The 18595-nt window shown below is 43.2% G+C and carries 9 protein-coding genes; 7 read left to right on the top strand and 2 right to left on the bottom strand.

Annotation, left to right across the window (positions count from 1 at the left end; translation table 11 throughout):
- Window positions 1–460: 460 nt before the first annotated feature.
- Entirely contained in the window at window positions 461–1114 is a 654-nt protein-coding gene (locus ACVR1G_RS05720) for an HAD family hydrolase (RefSeq protein ID WP_447452232.1), read from the bottom strand.
- 3 nt (window positions 1115–1117) lie between these two features.
- The gene (locus tag ACVR1G_RS05715) at window positions 1118–2770 is read right to left on the bottom strand and encodes an Rqc2 family fibronectin-binding protein (protein WP_447452234.1); all 1653 of its coding nucleotides are present in this window, start codon (window positions 2768–2770) and stop codon (window positions 1118–1120) included.
- Between the two features lie 224 nt (window positions 2771–2994).
- Between ACVR1G_RS05715 and ACVR1G_RS05710 the strand changes: the two genes are divergently transcribed.
- The 7 genes from ACVR1G_RS05710 (at window position 2995) to addA (ending at window position 18543) form a co-directional block, all read left to right on the top strand.
- On the top strand, window positions 2995–4179 hold the full coding sequence (locus tag ACVR1G_RS05710) for a metallophosphoesterase family protein (RefSeq protein ID WP_447452231.1): 1185 nt from the start codon (window positions 2995–2997) through the stop codon (window positions 4177–4179).
- A 1-nt stretch (window position 4180) separates the two neighbouring features.
- A complete protein-coding gene (locus ACVR1G_RS05705; RefSeq protein ID WP_447452230.1) occupies window positions 4181–7354 on the top strand; it encodes an SbcC/MukB-like Walker B domain-containing protein in 3174 nt (1057 codons plus the stop codon).
- 681 nt (window positions 7355–8035) lie between these two features.
- Window positions 8036–9043: a tryptophan ABC transporter substrate-binding protein gene (gene trpX / locus ACVR1G_RS05700; RefSeq protein ID WP_447452229.1), complete on the top strand. Its 1008-nt coding sequence runs from the start codon at window positions 8036–8038 to the stop codon at window positions 9041–9043.
- A gap of 381 nt (window positions 9044–9424) precedes the next feature.
- The gene (locus ACVR1G_RS05695; protein WP_447452228.1) at window positions 9425–10288 is read left to right on the top strand and encodes an ABC transporter permease; all 864 of its coding nucleotides are present in this window, start codon (window positions 9425–9427) and stop codon (window positions 10286–10288) included.
- Entirely contained in the window at window positions 10285–11043 is a 759-nt protein-coding gene (locus tag ACVR1G_RS05690) for an ABC transporter ATP-binding protein (protein ID WP_447452227.1), read from the top strand. The genes ACVR1G_RS05695 and ACVR1G_RS05690 overlap by 4 nt, the downstream gene beginning before the upstream one ends.
- A 214-nt stretch (window positions 11044–11257) precedes the next feature.
- On the top strand, window positions 11258–14581 hold the full coding sequence (gene rexB / locus ACVR1G_RS05685) for an ATP-dependent nuclease subunit B (RefSeq protein WP_447452226.1): 3324 nt from the start codon (window positions 11258–11260) through the stop codon (window positions 14579–14581).
- 278 nt (window positions 14582–14859) lie between these two features.
- Window positions 14860–18543, top strand: coding sequence for a helicase-exonuclease AddAB subunit AddA (gene addA, locus ACVR1G_RS05680; protein ID WP_447452225.1), 3684 nt, complete (start codon window positions 14860–14862; stop codon window positions 18541–18543).
- Window positions 18544–18595: the final 52 nt, after the last annotated feature.

Genomic DNA, 18595 nt, shown 5'->3' with positions numbered 1-18595 from the left:
AACGAGGACTGGTTTCATGCTTGGATTACTACTTAGAACGACATGCGTTAAAAGTTAATTGAACCGCCGTGTGCCGAACGGCACGCACGGTGGTGTGAGAGGGGCTAGTGATTAGCCTCTACTCGATCTATTGTGATTTTCGGGGCCTATTTTGGGTTCTTCGCTGCGAAACAAATAAAACCGCCTACTATACTGGTGTGTGCCAATCGTTTTTAGGAATGCTTGTTCTCAGCCTAGCAAATTTGGGATGAACGTACGTTTAGGTTTTCTGCTTTGGGTTTGTGGAAAAGTAAGACCTGTCAGTAGTAATTCATTGGTGCTGAAGTACTTAATGAACGGTGCAGAGGGCAGACTTCTTGGGGGCGTCAACAAGTCTTGCTCCTAACCGCTGCGCCAAGAGCTTATTCTCAAACAGGAATAGGAATACTGGATGAGTTTTTCCCAGCCTCTTTTAGGATTATTATGAGAGTAAGCGTTTTTCTAGTTCTTTGAAATTTCTAGCGATAGCAGTAGCACCGGCTGCCTCTAGTTCTTGTTTGCTGCCAAAGCCTAGGAGCAAACCAATAGCATCCATGTGGTTGTGTTGGGCGCCGTAAATATCGTGCTTGCGATCACCAACCATGACACATTGATTAGGATTACTAATTTGAGCTTCATTGAGAAGGTAGGCGATGACATCTGCCTTTTGACTGCGACTGTCATCTAGTGTGGCTCCGGCGATATATTCAAAGTAGTGGGCTATTTCAAAATGCTGAAGAATCTTAATAGCGAAAGGCTCTGGTTTTGATGAAGCGACAAGCAGTTGTTTTTTACTCTTTTTTAGACTATCAAGTAGCTGCTTGACCCCAGGCAGTAGCTGGTTTTCTGACCAGCCTTTATTTGAAAAGTATTGTCGATAGAAGGCGATGGCTTGCTGGGTTTCACTATCTGAGAAGCCGCAGAAATGTTTAAAAGAGTAGCTTAAAGGTGGCCCAATAAATTTAAGGAGTTCTTGCCTATCTGTTACGGTTCTATCAAACTGACTGAGGGCATAAATCAGACTGTTGACAATGCCTTGTTCGGGATTTGTTAGTGTACCATCGAGATCAAAGATAATAGTGTCGTAAGTGGTCATATGTTACTTCAATTTCATCTTGAGAATTTTATCTGCATTAGGGGTTACTCGCAGAGTTTTTTGACCAGTGTAGGTTACAAAACCAGGTTTTCCCCCTGTTGGTTTATGGAGTTTTTTATTGTCAATCATATCAACTTGAACAAGATTAGAGAGACGAGCTTTGGAGAAGTAAGCTGCCAGTTCGGCAGCATCGGTTTTGACCTCATCTGACGGCTCGAGATTATCCTTAATAATGACATGGCTACCTGGAATGTCTTTGGCATGAAACCAAAGTTCTCCTTTTTTGGCCATTTTAAAGGTGAGTTCGTCATTTTGCAGATTATTGCGACCGACCATTATAATGGTTTGGCCATCGCTGGCTAAGTATTGCTCAGGTTTCTTACGCTTTTGCCGCTTGTCAGCTGCTCGGCGTTTCATAAAGCCCGTTTGCACTAGTTCTTCGCGGATTTCGGCAATCTCATCCAGAGAGGCTTGCGAAAGTGCCAGCTCTACACTTTCAAAATAACTAATCGTCTGTTTGGTCTCTTCAATCAACCCCTTGAGATGTTTGACAGCTTCCTTAAGCTTTTGATATTTTTTAAAATACTTTTGGGCATTCTGACTGGGGCTGAGGCTGACATCTAAGGCAATGACCACCTTTTTTCCCGTATAGTAGTTATCCAGTTCTACGTGATCCTTGTTATTAGGAATCTGATTGAGATAGGTTGTCAGCAGCTCGCCTTTTTGGCGGAAGTCCTCGGCCTTTTGAGTTGCCTGTAATTCTTTTTCTTGTTTAATGAGCTTTTTTTTATTTTTTTCCAGTTCATTTTGAACGCGGTGAATCAAATCGCTGGCCTGTTGGGCTACGCGGTCGCGTTCAGCCTTATCTTGATAGTAAAAATCCATCAGTTCAGATAGACTGTCAAAACCTTCCCGACTGTCGCTAAAATGAATAGCAGAAAAACTTTTGGAGGTCAGGCTAGGTTCTAGCGGTTGGCTGAAAAAAGCTCGGAATTGTTTAAGCTTGTTTTGTTCCAATCTGTCAGCCAATTCTTGTGCTGTATCCCGTCCTAGTCCTTGGAAAAGGTGCTGCAGATTCTTAGGGGACAGATTTTGAGTCTGCAGGATTTCAAACAGCTTTTCATCGGTTAGCGTAAAAGGATTGTCGGCATTTGTCTTAGGTGGTGCTACATAGGTTGAACCCGGTAAAATCGTTCGATAACTGTTTTGGGAAAAGCCAACGTGCTTGATAGATTCGATGATTTTATTTTCGCCTTTATCAATTAGGACAATATTGCTGTGTTTCCCCATGATTTCAATAATTAGGGCAACTTTGATATGATCACCGATCTCATTTTTATTGGAGATGGACAGTTCTAAAATACGGTCATTTTCAACTTGCTGAATGTCTTCGATTACCGCTCCTTGTAAATATTTGCGCATCATCATAGTATAGGTATTAGGACTTTGCGGGTTCTGAAATTCAGCCTTTGTTATCTGTACTCGACCAAAGACGGGGTGTGAAGATAGAAGAAGCCTGTAATTTTGCCTGTTGTTGCGAATAGTCAAAACGAGCTCATGCTCAAAGGGCTGGTTAACTTTCTGGATCCGACCGTAAAGAAGGTGTTCTGTAAGTTCTTGAGTCAGATGGTGTAAGAAAAAGCCATCAAAAGACATGGTTTTCTCCTTTCTGTGCATAGAAACTGCTCACCTACTGGAGTTAAAATAATTGTCCGAGCAGCACTCAGTCCCTAAATCTTGTCTTGATAGTAACTTTTTCTATTATAGCATAGAATTGGCAGGTGAAGGCATAAGGATACTGAGAATTCACAGAGCGGTGTTAGTTTACAAAATAACGAACGAGTGTTATAATAAGGGAAATAGGATAAGGACAAGTGGATATGAAATTATTACACACGGCAGATTGGCACATTGGTCGTCAGCTAAATCAAAATGGTATGAGCCTCTTAGATGACCAGCGATTTATCTTGGAGGAGATTATAGGGATTGCTAAGCGTGAAGCAGTTGATGGAATTATTATTGCGGGAGATCTGTACGATAGAAGTTTGCCACCGGTAGAAGCTGTTAGACTTTTTGATGAAATCTTGACAAGGCTGCTATTTGAAGAGCAGATTCCAGTTTATGCGATTACGGGGAATCATGATAGTGCCAAGCGTTTAGAGTTCGGTCAAGCTTTTTTTAAGCGTCAGCATTTTCATTTGGTTTCACGTTTGGAAGATGCTTTTGAGCCGATTGAGACGGAGGACAGTCAGATTTTTCTTCTTCCCTTTATTGATCCTATTGATGCCCGCATTTACTATCAAGATCCAGAAATTCGTGAGATCAATCAGGCTCTTGAGCAGGTTTTTGTGGATATGAGGTCTCATTTTGCAGAAGGTAAGGTGCATATTTTAGTTAGTCATTTTGCTGTGGCTAAACAGGGAAATGACCAGCAGCTGCGTGAACAAATGCTGTCCGAAACAGCTCGAACAGTAGGGGGGTTATCTACCTTGCCTAGCGATTTATTTGCGGATTTCGATTATGTGGCTCTAGGCCATATTCATACCCGCTTTGCCAGTCCGACAGAAAGAGTAGTCTACAGTGGCAGTCCCTTGATCTTTAATAAAGATGAAGCTAAGCGTAAAGACACAAAAGGCGTCTACTTGGTTGAGACTGATTTTGGGCACTTTGAAAAAACTTTTATTCCCTTGCCTCCTTACAAAGAACTTTTAGTTTTGGAAGCCCCTTATAAAAAGCTGGTCTCTAAGGATTTTTACGACCAGTATCCAAGATATGAAGCTCGGTTTGCCTTTGAGATTTTAGTGGAAGAGCGTAATGAGCTGGAGGGGATTAATCTACGCGCTCAGCTTGAGGAGATTTATGGATCAGAAATCGTTGATGTGCGTATTAGGGAGACGAGTCCGCGCGTGCGGCAGCCTCGCTCAAAAGCTTTGCAGGGCAAGGAAGTTCTAGCTGAAGATATCGTTATCGAGCGATTTTTTCAAGATATGACAGGCGGTCAGTCTTTGACCGACTATCAAAGGAGCCTTGTTTCAGAATTATTGACAGGTATCAAGGAGGACTAAGATGAGGCCTATTCGTATTGAGATGACAAATTTTGGCCCTTTTCGTCAGGAGACAGTTGATTTTGCTTCTTTCGATGAAAGTTCCCTCTTTTTAATCAGTGGGCGGACAGGAGCAGGTAAGTCTAGTATTTTTGATGCTATGACCTATGCCTTATTCAATGAGACTTCCAGTGACCGTACTATCAGTGAGTTGCGCTCTACTTTTGCAGGCATTAGGGAGCCAAAGACTAGGGTGGTTTTCTATTTTGAACAGCATAATCAGATCTATCGTGCTGAGCGCCTATTGGATTTGAAACCCAAATTGAAGATTGACCGAGGCAAGGGGATTGCTACAAAAGAGGCTAGCCTAGTGGTTGTTGATGGTATTGGGGGAGTCGAGTTGGAAAAGCTCGCTAGCAAACCGAACGATACGACTAGGGCGGTAGAGAAGCTTTTACAGTTAAAAGCTAGTCAATTCAAGCAGATTATTCTTCTACCTCAGTACCAATTCAGTGAGTTTCTCAAAGCCCCAACCTCCGAAAAGATTCCCATCTTGCGACAGATCTTTGGTACTCAGATTTTTGCAGATTTTGAGCAGGCCCTAGCAGCAAAATGGTCGCAGGTCCATCAGGAACAGACTAGACTGTTGGATAGTTTGGCTTCCCACTACAGGAGTCAGATATGGACGGAAAAAGAACGCTCAGCTTTCGCTGCTGAGTCAGATAGGGAGCGTTTGCGTTTAGCCCAAGAATTTTTACAGGCTTATCAAGCTACTATGCTAGAAGCGAAAAAGTGTCAGGTTGAAGCTCAAGCAACAGCCAAGCAGGCAGAAACGGTCTATCAAAATGCCAAGGGACTGATGACTAAATTTCGTGAGCGCGATGCCAAGCAGCAACAGTATCAGACAGATATTGTTGCTAAAGAAGAGCAGTGGCGGTCATCCCAAAAACGACTGGAAGAGTTGAATTTTGCTTCGGATTTGGCTGGACTGATTAAGGAGGAAAATGCCAAGCAAACTTCTATAAGTCAGCTGGAAGTCTCGGCTGCTCAGTTGAATCAGGCTCTGCAGGAAGAGCAAGTTCAGCTGGAGCCGCTCGAAGTGCAGTTGCATCAATTAGAAGCACAAGAGACTGAACAAGAGGATCGTTACGCCTCTATCCAGACCTTAGCGCTGGCGCTTAATAACGCTAAAAGTTTTGCCAAGCAAGAGGCCTCTAGACAAGTCTGTGAAAGACAATTAACTGACCTTCTCAAACAGCTGGAAATTTTAAGGCAAACAAGACTTAATCTTAATCGAAAACAGGCTGAAATAGAGCAGAATTTAATCTCTACTGAAAATTTGGAAGAGGCACGTGAGGAGATTGTTCAAGCGCAGCATTTAATTGAAAATAAGTTAGATCCTGCCCTTTCTTCTTTGGAAGAGTTACGAAATCAGATCCGGCAGCTTGACTATCAACTCGAAGAAAATATTCAAGAGCAAGCAAGTCAGGAGCAGGAACAGAGTCAGTTACAGGCCAAGTTAGTAGAAAAAAGGAAGGATCAGCGCCAACTTATGATTGCCCAACTGCAGGCTGATTTACAAGAGGGGATACCCTGTCCTATATGCGGCTCTCTGGAGCATCCTGCGGTGACTAGTCAAGAAGTCGAGGCAGACAACCTGATTATTCTTATGCAAGCTGTTGAAGAGCTGGATAAGAAGCATCGCCAATTGACACAATCCCTCCAAGCCAGTCGGCTTAGACAGGAACAGCTAACTGGGGAAAAACAGGATAAATTACTCCAACAGGAAGAACTGTGTCAGCGCTTAGCAAGAGACTATCGATCTTTGCAGGTTCTTCTAGATTCATCACTTTCTGAAAAAGTCTGGGAAGATACCTATAGTACGAGCCTGGGACAGTTAGTATTGGCACAGCTCCGAGCTAGCTATCACAAGCTACAAGAAAGGCGCAAGGAAGAATTGATTTCCTTAGATGACTTAGCTCAAGAACTTGAGGAGGTCAAACAGAAAGAACAAGAAGGAGAACGCCAGCAATCTAGCTTGGAAGGTCAAATACAGACACTTAAGCAAAGTTTGGCAGAGTTGCAGCGAGCCTTTCCTAACTTACAGGCAGAAGCAGATTATAAAAAGCAAATTGCTGAGATCCAGCAAGATTATCAATCCTTCCGCTCTAAACTAGAACAGACGCAAAGATTAGTAGCCGAACATAAGGAGCATTTATCTGGTTTGGCAGGGCGCTTCACAACCCAAAAGGAGCACTTGAAAAGGGATCGTGGAGAGCTGAAAGAGGTGACAGAAGCATTAAATACGGCTCTTGGTGATGAATCAGCTTTGACTCACGAACGTCAGGAATTGGAAAATTGGCTTGAGGCTGTTCGTGATGGTCAGCTCAGTCAACTTCAGACTTGGGTGACTAAGTATGAGCAAACTCGTCAACTTCTAGAGACAGACTTGTCCCATCTCGATCAAACATTAAAAGGTGAAAAACGTCCGGACCTAGACTTTTTAGCCAGACAAAATGAGCAGGCTCAAGAAGCTTTTAATCATGCAGGACAGGCTTTAGCAATCAGTCAGCGCAGCTATGAACAGGTGCGAGATTTGGTTGAACAAATTCAGGATCTTATGACTGAGGCTGATCATCAGATGGGACAGTTTAGTCAGCTCACAGCTCTTAAGAATATTATTAGCGGTGGTGAAAAGGGGCAGCAGCGGCTTAAATTGGAGACCTATGTGATTCAGGGATACCTAGAGGAAATCCTCGATTATGCCAATAATCACTATATTGGTTTGCTCAGCAATCAAGAGTTTGAATTTATTCTCTCCAATCGTCAATTTGGTGGTGGTCAATCAGGTCTTGATATCAATATTTATAATCGTATTAACAACAAGGAATTACCTGCGAGTTCTCTATCTGGCGGTGAGACTTTCATTGCCTCCCTGGCTATTGCTCTTTCTATGTCTGAAGTGGTACAAAATACTAGTAACGGTGCTTTGATCGAGGCTCTCTTTATTGATGAGGGATTTGGGTCTCTAGATGAGGAAACCTTGGATAAGGCTATTTCTGTCTTGGAGCAAATTGGACAGAATCGTATGGTCGGTGTTATCAGTCATGTTAAGGAGATGAAAGATACTATTCAGCAGCAGCTTCTCATAACTAAATCTCTTGACGGCAGCAGTCATATCCAAACACGGCTGTAGGAGTTGTACCAGATTAGACTGAGCACAGCTAATCTATTAGTTGTTGGCTGAAAAATTATTAAGGTAGACGGATTGTGGGATGAGCAGATCTGAGTACCATTTAAAAGCAGGATTTACTTAAGCTAACTTTACCATGATCCATACAAGAGAGGCTGGGATAAAAGTTCTCAATCTCGCTGTATCGACTAGTTATAACAGTTTAGTAAAGAGCCATCATGGCTGCTTGCCCTAACTCCTTCCATGTTTCAGCCTTTTTATGGCTTATTCTTTCGCCTAAAAAATTCTAATACACGCAGGCTCTAATCTTCTATTGACAGCAAAGGGATATAGTGTATAATAAAGCTAACAGAAAAGTAAGATGCAGTTGCTTTCAGGGAGCTTGTGGTAACTGGGAACAAGTAGTGCTGCATTTGAACATTGGGCTGTTGGTGACTAATTGACCTTGGTTGATTAGTGAGGGAGTTGAGGATAAACCATAGTCCTCGGGTTTAGCACACCGTATCATGCTTATCGTTGTTGGACGATATAAAGATGGGAAGGACGCCTGTAGCAGTCTTTCTAAGTGAGGTGGCACCGCGTGGACTTACGCCCTCACATTCCTTTTGGGATGTGGGGCGTTTTTGTTTGAGCTCAACAGGTTCATATTTTTGTTAATATACGGAATTCATTGGGAGGTTTTCGATGAAAAATAAGCGTTTATGGGCAGTTTTGGCACTTTTAATACTATTTACTTTTGGCCTAGTCGTCCACGATGAATTAAAAATGGGCCAATCTAGGTCTAGTAGCCGTGTCGTTAAGGTTGGAGTTCTCCAATATGTGACTCATGAAGCATTAGATGAAATTTATGATGGGATTAAAGACCAGTTGGTCAAAGAAGGCTATACAGGCAATAAAGTTAAGATCCAGTTTCTTAATGCTGAAGGGGATCAATCTAAAATTTCAACTATGAGCAAGCAGCTGGCAGATGGTGATAATGATGTTTTGATTGGGATTGCAACACCAGCAGCGCAAGGCTTAGCCAATGCGACAAAGGATACGCCTGTTGTAATGGGGGCTATTAGCGATCCTGTTGGTGCTAAATTAGTATCCGACATGACACATCCGACAGGCAATGTCACAGGAACATCCAATCAGGTGCCGATTAAGGATGCGGTAAACCTGATTCAGACTGTGACACCAGATACTAAGACCGTCGGAATTCTCTATGCCAGCAGTGAAGACAATTCACTGTCTCAGGTTGAAAGTTTCAGTAAGGCTGCCCAAGCAGCAGGTCTTAAGGTAAAGACCTATGCAGTTCCATCAACTAATGAAATTACAACAACGATGAATGTTATCGCTAAAGAGGTGGACGCGCTCTGGATCCCGCAGGATAATACGATTGCTAGCGCTTTTACAACAGTAGTATCAATTGCTAATAATAATCAACTGCCTATTTACCCAAGTGTTGATACTATGCTCAAGGATGGGGGTCTAGCCTCTGTCTACCAAAGCCAGTACCAGATTGGCGTTGAAACAGGAAAGATTGCTAGCCAGATTCTCAAGGGAAAGAAGGTAGCTGATATTCCGGTTAAGGTTATTGATACTGGTAGTCCATCTGTCAATCTAACAGCGGCCGATAAATTGGGAATCAACATACCTGATAAGACCTTGAAGGAGGCTAAAAAATCAGGCCTAGTCGTTGGTAAATAAGGATAGTTGGTCTATTTACGAACATAGTATCTTAGCTTGCTCAAACCTGCTTACGTTCCTGTGGAATTAGACAAATGTCGCTAGATTCTCAGACTTCGTTTCCTAAATTCCCTTGGAACGCTTACGGTTTTGTATCTTAAATTAATTGAACATGGGCTAAAAGCTCGGGATTTAGACAAGCTTTCTTGTGTGCTAGCACATAGCGTCACCTTCCTAAAATCCTAGTCGCTTTTTACGCCCTTTGTATCTTGCTAATTAAGCGCGGGTTGCGGATTGTGTCAAAAAAAAAATGATTCCCCCTAGAGTCTTTAATGACTCTGCATCGAATTCTTATTTTGACTCTATCCGTGGTCACCCTTTGTATATTATAAGGAGATAGAGATGATTTCAACAATTTCACAAGGGCTCTTGTGGGCCGTTCTAGGGATAGGGATTTACCTAACCTTCAGAATTTTAGACTTCCCAGATATGACGACAGAAGGGAGTTTTCCACTGGGCGGGGCTGTCGCTGTTACCTTGATTACACAGGGGGGTAATCCGCTGTTGGCTACTGTAGCAGCTGTTGGCTCAGGCTGTTTGGCTGGTTTTGTGACTGGGCTTCTCTATACGAGAGGGAAAATACCAACAATCTTGGCAGGAATTTTAGTAATGACTTCCTGCAATTCGATTATGTTGATGGTTATGGGCCGTTCAAACCTTGGCTTGCTCAATCAAAAGCTTTTACAAGATTTTCTGCCTTTTAGTGATAGCCTCAATCTTCTCCTTCTAGGGATGATTGTTGTGATTTTGGTTATTGTAGGCATTATTTTCTTTCTCAATACGCGTCTGGGACAGGCCTATATCGCTACAGGGGATAATCGTGAAATGGCCCGCAGTTTCGGAATCAATACAGATAATATGGAGCTGATGGGGTTAGTCGTATCTAATGGTCTGATTGCTTTAGCAGGGGCTTTGGTCAGTCAGCAAGATGGCTATGCGGATGTCTCAAAAGGAATCGGTGTTATTGTTATTGGTTTAGCTAGCATTATCATTGGTGAAGTTATGTTTTCCAATTTAACTATGCTAGAGCGGTTTATCGCTATCATGATTGGTTCTGTTCTCTACCAAATTTTGATCTGGGCAGTGGTAGCACTCGGCTTTAACACTAATTATTTAAAGCTCTTTAGTGCACTAATCTTAGCTATTTTCTTAATTGTTCCAAGATTAAGAGAAAAATTTTTCAAGGGGGTTAGGTTATCGCGATGATAAAAGTTGTAGAATTAAAAGATGCTACGGTTGCGGTCAATAACGGTTACGATGACGTCAAGTTAATTTTGGATCACGTTGATTTAGATATTTACGAGCATGATTTTTTGACAATTCTTGGCGGTAATGGTGCTGGTAAATCCACTCTTTTTAATGTCATTGCTGGAACCTTGATGCTGACAGAAGGCTCCGTTAAAATTATGGGAGAAGATGTGACCCACTTGCCAGCGCAGAAACGTGCGAAATATGTAGCACGGGTCTTCCAAGATCCTAAAATGGGAACAGCTCCGCGGATGACAGTCGCCGAAAACCTCTTAATTGCCAAGTATCGCGGAGAAAGTCGTAGTTTAGTACCGCGTAAGATTCATGCCTTTCGCAAGGAGTTTCAAGAATTAGTGGCACAAATCGGCAATGGTCTGGATAAGCATTTGGAAACGCCGACTGGTTTCTTGTCAGGTGGGCAACGTCAGGCGCTCAGTCTCTTAATGGCTACCGTCAAACGTCCCAATCTTTTACTCTTGGACGAACATACAGCGGCCTTGGATCCTAAGACCAGCCAGTCTCTGATGGAGTTGACAGATGAAGTGATAGCGCGAGATCAGTTAACTGGGCTTATGATTACTCACCACATGGAGGATGCTCTTAAGTATGGGAACCGTTTGATAGTCATGAAGGATGGTAAGATTATTCAGGACTTAGCTCAAGAAGCTAAAAATCAAATGGTGCTCAGCGATTACTATGCTTTTTTTGAATAGATAAAACAATTTTTGGTTTTTAGAAGAGATTATCTTAACCAACACTCTACTTAATAGTAGTCTTGTTAAAAATGGAGGCAGGGGCCATGCTCAAGCCTCTTTTTGTGGGCTTATTTTGTTATAATAAAGGTTAAGTCAATACTCTTTAAAAATCAGAGTCATACGTCGTTGATTTTGACTTTCATTGAGTATAAATAGTGTTTGGAGGGCTGTCATGAAATTACTTTATACGGATATTCGTAGTCATTTGACGGATCAGCTGGCTCAGCTAGCCTATGAGCAAGCTCAGGCAGGCCGTCGGGTCTTTTATATTGCCCCCAATTCCCTATCTTTTGAAAAAGAACGTCGGGTTTTGGAATATTTGCCCGTTTCAGCCTCTTTTCAAATTACTGTTACGCGCTTTGCCCAAATGGCGCGTTATTTCGTTCTCAACGATATTGCAGACAAAGAAGCTCTGACTGATACAGGGCTCAGTATGCTTTTCTTCCGTGTTCTTTCTCAAATGGAGGACGATAGCCTCAAACTTTATAGCGGTCTGCGCAAGGATAGCAATTTTATTCAGCAGCTGGTCGACCTCTATCATGAACTGCAGCGGTCTAATCTAAGTATTTTTGACTTGAAAGATTTGGAGTCAGACCTCAAATATCAGGATTTAGCCATCATTTTTTCCAATCTCTATCAAATTTTAGAGGAAGAAAATTTTGAGTCCCAGACCAAGATCGCACAGTTTTTGGAACACGTGACTGGAGGAGAATTGGACCATGAGCTGAAACACCTTGTCGTTATTGTCGATGGTTTCAGCCGTTTTTCAGCCGAAGAGGAAGCTCTGGTGACAGCTCTGCATGACAAAGGAGCGGAGATTATAATTGGTACCTATGCCAGCCAGAAAGCCTATAAAGCAACTTTCCTGGATGGCAATCTCTATCAAGCTAATGTTCAATTCCTCTTAGATTTGGGACAAAAGTTTGGAGTGTCTGCCCAATACATTGGACACTCCAAAGATGATAGTTTAGCTCGTTTATCATATCTGCTTGAAGCAAGACATGATTTTTCTAGTGAACTACCCCAGCTATTACCAAAAGATAAGGAAGTTGTGACTGTCTGGGACGTTGTTAGTCAGAAAGAAGAAGTCGAGCAGGTGGCAAGGGAGATTCGTCGGCTTTTGCAACAGGGGGTCCGTTATAAAGATATTTTGGTCTTGTTGGGGGATGTTGAATCCTATCAGCTTCAGATTGGCAAAATTTTTGACAAGTACGCTATTCCCTATTATCTTGGTAAAGCAGAGCCCATGAGTCATCATCCGCTGATCCATCTTGTTGAGAGTTTGGAACGCATTAAGCGCTATAATTTTAGGGCTGAAGATGTACTTAACCTTGTCAAGTCGGGACTTTTTAAAGACTTATCGGACTATGAGATTGATAAATTTGAGCAATATGTTAAATTCGCTGATATCAAAGGTCAGACTAAATTTAGCCGTGATTTCAGTGCTAATTTTCCCTTGGAAAATAATGGTTCGGGTGAAACCCTCTACAAGTATGATCTAGCCTCTCTAAATCGGACTCGCAAACAGGTTGTGGAGCCTCTGCTTGAACTTTTCAAGGCCCGCAAGCAGCAAGGAAGGAATCTCTTATCTAATAAGTTTATCCCCTTTTTGAAAGAGATAAACTTATCGGAAAATATGGCCACCTTGTCTCAAGGAAAATCTGAATTGGAGCAAGAAAAGGAAGTCGAGGTTTGGAAGTCCTTTAGTGACATCCTGCAGGAAGCACACCTGATCTTTGGTAGTCAAAGCCTTGCACTGGATGATTTTTTGGCGCTATTGCAGGCAGGGATGCAGGCTAGTAGTTATCGAACAGTACCAGCAACGCTGGATGTTGTAACAATCAAGGACTATGAGCTGATTGAACCTCATACCAGCCCTTATGTTTTTGCTATCGGTTTAACAGCCAGCAATTTTCCGCGTGTCCACAAAAATACCAGCCTAATTACCGATGACGAGCGCAGTCATCTCAATGAAGGCTTAGTGGATAGGCAGGGATATTTTGATCTGCCCAGTCGGGAGAACGTTCAAAAAAGTCATGCCGCTATGATTTCTCTTTTAAATGCGGCGACTGAGCAGTTAGTTTTATCTGTTCCACAGCTTTTTAATGAAAATGAAGACAGGCTCTCGCCTTATCTGCAGGAATTAATGGATCTGGGGGTGGAGCCTATTCGCCAAGAGGTTTCGAGTTTTGCAGGTAGGCCTGATGATTTGGGGACCTATAAAGCCTTGCTGTCGCGTATTATTGCAGCCAATCAGCTTAGCTCAACGACTGATTTAAGTAAGGATGAGCAGACTTTCTGGTCAGTTATGATTCGTCGCCTGCGGCAAAAATTAGTCGAAAAGGATATGCATATTCCTAGCATTACAGATGAGCTAACGGTGGTTCCTATTTCGAATGAAGTACTGAAGGTTCTCTACCCAAGCGACCAACCTTTACGCCTGTCGGCTTCTAGTTTGACAACTTTTTACGATAATCAGTATGCCTACTTTTTGCAACATGTACTAGGTCTTGAGGAAGAGGATTCTATTCACCCAGATTTTCGCCATCACGGGGTTTACCTGCATAAAATTTTTGAAAAGGTCATGGCAAAACCAGTTGATTCAGCTGATTTTGACAGCCGCCTAAGACAGGCGATTACTCAGGTTAGTCAGGAGGAGGTCTACCGGGAACTTTATGACAGCGATGCTGAGGGGCGTTTGAGTCGGGACATTCTCTGGGATATTGCCCGCAGTACAGCAACTATTCTGCGGGATAATGAGACCGTTGAGGTACTGGATCGTGCAGGTGCGAGGCACTATTTGGGAGATGAGCACTGGCAGGAAACACCAGCTCACCTCAAGGCGCTGGAGTTGAATTTTGATTATCTTCTCCCCCTTAACCATCAATATAAGCTGGCTATTCGTGGGCAGATCGACCGTGTGGACAAGCTGCGCTTCTCTGACAGTCTAGGCATTGTAGATTATAAATCAGGAGATAAAAGGTTCCGTTTGGGTGATTTTTACAATGGTTTAACGCCGCAGCTGCTCACTTATATTTTAGCCATGCAAGAGCAGATGCCTGCGGATTTCCATAGCCCTGTTTTTGGTGCTATGTATTTACACATGCAAGATCCTCAGATTAAGCTGGATCAATTAACGAATCTGGCAGATGCTCCTCAGGTCCTTGATAAAAGTTTTAAATATCAGGGACTCTATGCTGCCGATGAGGCCAGTCGCTTAGGCAAGTATTATAATACTAATAAGGCTAATCAGTTCAGTCAGGAGGAATTAGATGTACTTCTGGACTATACCAAGCGACTTTACCAGCAGGCAGCTGAGACCATTCTGTCGGGCCGTTTTGCGATCAATCCTTATACAAGGGATGGCCGTTCAGTTCAGGGAAACCAACTGAAAGGTATTACTGGTTTTGAAGCTGATCTTCACATGAAGTATGCCCGCCGCCTCTTTAAGGGTAAGCGGGAAGATTATCTCGGTCGGATGTCTCAAAGGAGCTGAGCCTGTCCATGTTTGTAGGAAAGAAAAAAATATACCTGCTAGTAGCCCATGCCGCTTTGATTACTCTGGCTTATAAGTATTTCTTAGTGGTCAGCACCGTTGTCATATTACTATGCTTTTTTGAATGGGCTAAAGTTTAGTACCATATGATTTAGATCTGCTCTAAAACTTGAAAATTAAAGCAGATGTCCTTGTCTGTAGGCAGGTGATATTACCACTTTCTTAAATTGCTAGCCTCTTTTTTAGAGCTTAGTATCTTGTTTAAAAGGAGACGTTCAGTGGAGTTACAAGCATTTTTAACGGATAAACAAATAGTAGAACTGAAATCTAAGGAAGTCGCAGCCAGCCAGCGAGAGCAACGGCTGCCGAGGACACCAGAGCAAATTGATGCGATTTACAGCAATGGAACAAATATTTTAGTTTCGGCATCGGCTGGCTCAGGTAAGACCTTTGTTATGGTTGAACGCATTATTGATATGCTTAAGCGCGGTGTCACTATCAGCCAGCTTTTTATCTCAACCTTTACAGTCAAAGCTGCTGAAGAACTTAAGGAGAGAATTGAAGACAAGCTGATGCAGGAAATTGCTCAGACCTCTTATCGTGCACTCAAGCAACATTTGTCTGCTCAACTGGCTGATTTGCCCAATGCTGACATTGGTACTATGGATGCTTTTGCGCAAAAACTGGTGAATACCTACGGCTACAGTCTAGGGGTGTCACCGACTTTTCGTATTATGCAGGATAAAAGCGAGCAGGATATCCTGAAAAATGAAGTCTATGAGGATTTGCTGGCTGATTATATGACTGGTTCCAATGCCCAGCTTTTCAAACAGACAGTGCGCAATTTCACTGGCAACCGCAAGGATTCTTCTGGTTTCAGAGAGATTGTCTATGCTGTCTATACCTTTAGTCAGTCTACGGCTAATCCAACTGTTTGGTTAAAAGAGACTTTTCTCAAAGCCTATGAAGAAGACTTCCAAGAGCAGACGGCTACTTATTTGGCGCCTTATTTGCAGGAGCAGGACCTTGGGAGGTTGATCGAACAAGCCCAGCAATTTTTTGCAGATCACACTCAGACAGTTCGTCAGGAATTTAAAAAGACTTATAAGTATCTAGATAGTCTTGACGCACTTTTGGAGGCTTTGGCAGTACTTGATCCAGCCGCAGACCTCACTACACTACATGGGCAATTGCAGCCTATCAAGGTTTTGAGTAAAAACTTAACGATGCGCATCGGCAACAACAAGGATGAGCATCTCAAGGCTTTCGCTGCTGATTATAACAAGTTGCGTCCCCAGTATTTAAGGCCTTTTTTGGAATTGGAACAGGCACTGTCGACGGTTCAGGTTCTAAGTGATTATCAGCCGCAGGCCTTACCCTTGCTGCAGATTTTGCGGGCTTTTGTGGAGGATTTTTCTACCCAGTATCTGGAGCGTAAAAAACAGGAGAATGCTTTTGAATTTAGCGATATTGCCCACTTAGCCATTGCTATTTTAGAGGCAGAGCCGCAGATACGCGCTCTCTACCAGCAGAAGTATCACGAAGTCATGGTTGATGAGTATCAGGACAATAATCACATGCAAGAACGGCTTTTGGATCTTCTGTCCAATGGCTATAATCGCTTCATGGTTGGTGACATCAAGCAGTCTATCTATCGTTTTCGGCAGGCCGATCCGAAAATTTTTCAAACTAAATTTGAGTCTTATGACAGGCGTGATACTTTTGAGGATGGGCGCAGCGCAGGTCTTTTGATTGTCCTCAAAGAAAATTTTCGCAGCCATCTTGAGGTTTTAGAAGCTGCAAATGACGTCTTTTCTCGTCTTATGGACCAGTCGATTGGAGAAATTACTTACGATGAGCCCCACAGATTGGTAGCAGGCAATGCGGATAAGCGCCAGCCCATTCCAGCTAACCGGGCGCAGGTCCTTATCTATGATGAACAAGCAAACGAAGATGAAACAGAGACAGCCGATCATCCAACTGCGGATTTGCCCCAAGTATCAGTAGGTGAAGTTAAGATTGTTGTTAAGGAAATTCTGCGTCTGCACCGGGAAGAAGGCGTGCCTTTCGACGACATTACGCTTCTAGTGCCGACTCGCACTAGAAATGACAGGATCCTTGCGACTTTTAACCAATACGGGGTTCCTCTGGTAGCCGAATCTGGGAATGGTCATTATCTCCAGTCTGTTGAAGTTCTCGTGATGCTTGAGACTTTGCGTACGATTAATAATCCGTTGCGCGATGAGTCCCTTGTTGCCCTCCTAAAATCTCCTATGTTTCATTTTGATGAAGATGAGTTGACCCGTCTGGCTTTACAGGCTGAGCATGGTAATTTTTACGATAAAATCTTGCTAGCTTTGGATCGAAAAGGCCAACATCCAGAATTAATGCATTACCAACTTTTTGATAAATTGAAAACCTTTAAACAGGTGCTGGATAATTGGCGTGTTTTTGCCAAAACCAGAAGTCTGTATGATCTTGTCTGGAAGATTTACCAGGATAAATTTTATTATGATTATGTTGGTGCCCTGCCAGGTGGAGAGCAGCGTCAAGCTAATCTCTATGCCTTGGGTCTACGAGCCAATCAATTTGAAAAGACAGGGTTTAAGGGGCTGTCACGTTTTATCAATATGATTGATCAGATTATCGCAACTGATAATGATTTGGCAGACGTTGAGGTTACCTTACCTAAAAATGCTGTTCAGTTGATGACCGCTCATAAGAGTAAAGGGCTGGAATTTCCTTATGTCTTTTTGCTAAATTTGGATAAAACCTTCAATAAGGTTGATCAGCATAGCAAACTGATTCTTAGTCGGTACAATGGCGCAGGTATCCAGTATATTGCTGATGTCGCTGAGCGTTTTCCTCAGGCTAAACGCCCGCAGCTCAAGGTTTCTATGGATACTCTGCCCTACCTTATCAATAAGCGTCAGCTCCACCGCGCCATGCTCTCTGAGCAGATGCGCCTGCTCTATGTTGCCATGACCCGGGCCGAAAATCGGCTTTATCTGGTGGGGAAGGGCAGTCAGGAGCGTTTGGCAGATAAGTACAGGGACAGCAGAAATCAGGAGCGCCTGAGTGTCAGTGCTCGCGAGGGCTGGTCAAGTTTTCAGGACTGGCTTTTGGCTATCGAACAGAACTTTCCAGAAGTTGATTTAGCCTTTGATATCCGCTATTTGGGCGATCAGGATCTGGAGGATTTAGCTCCGCTGGAGGTCAGTCTACCTGTGGATGCTGACGATGTCAGTCAAAATCGTCAGACTGACACTATTGCACGTGCCCTAGCTGCCTTAGAAGGGGTCGAGGCCTTGAACAAAACCTATGCGCCAGCGATTCATTTGCCCACCCTTCGTACCCCCAGTCAGATTAAGAAATTTTATCAGCCTCTTTTTGAAGATGAGGGCATGGATGTTATAGAAAAACAGCCTCTAGCTGCGGATTTTGCCCTGCCTGACTTCGGCAGACATCAAAACGTGACAGGAGCCGCTATTGGATCTGCTACCCATGAACTGATGCAGCGCCTGCCCATAAAGGCAGACGTGCGTCTAGCAGATTTGCAGGCTGCCCTAGCTCAGGTAGATGCTGATGAAGCCGTTAAACAGCAAATAGACCTGCAAAAATTAGAGACTTTTTTCTGTCAGCATTGGTTAGGACAGGAGATCATGAATCCTGATAATCAGCTTGTCCGCGAGGCGCCTTTTGCTATGCTTCACCGCGATGCTGAGTCGGGAGAACAGGTAGTTATTCGAGGGATTGTTGATGGCTTCATCCGTTATAATGATAGGATTTTACTCTTTGATTATAAGACAGATCGTTATCGCTATCCTGCCGAACTAGTGCAGCGCTACCAGGATCAGATGACCCTCTATGCCCAAGCACTTGAGCAGTCTTTCGAAATAGAGAGGATAGATAAGTATCTGATTTTATTAGGCGGCGATGAGGTTGTTGTGCAGGCTCTATGAACTGGAAGCTTAGCCGTGAAAACGCCGTAAATTCACCAATCATAAGCAATAG

Source organism: Streptococcus dentasini (assembly GCF_053206945.1).
The sequence above is the reverse complement of the archived record's forward strand: the minus strand, read 5'-3'. Positions and strand labels throughout refer to the sequence as shown.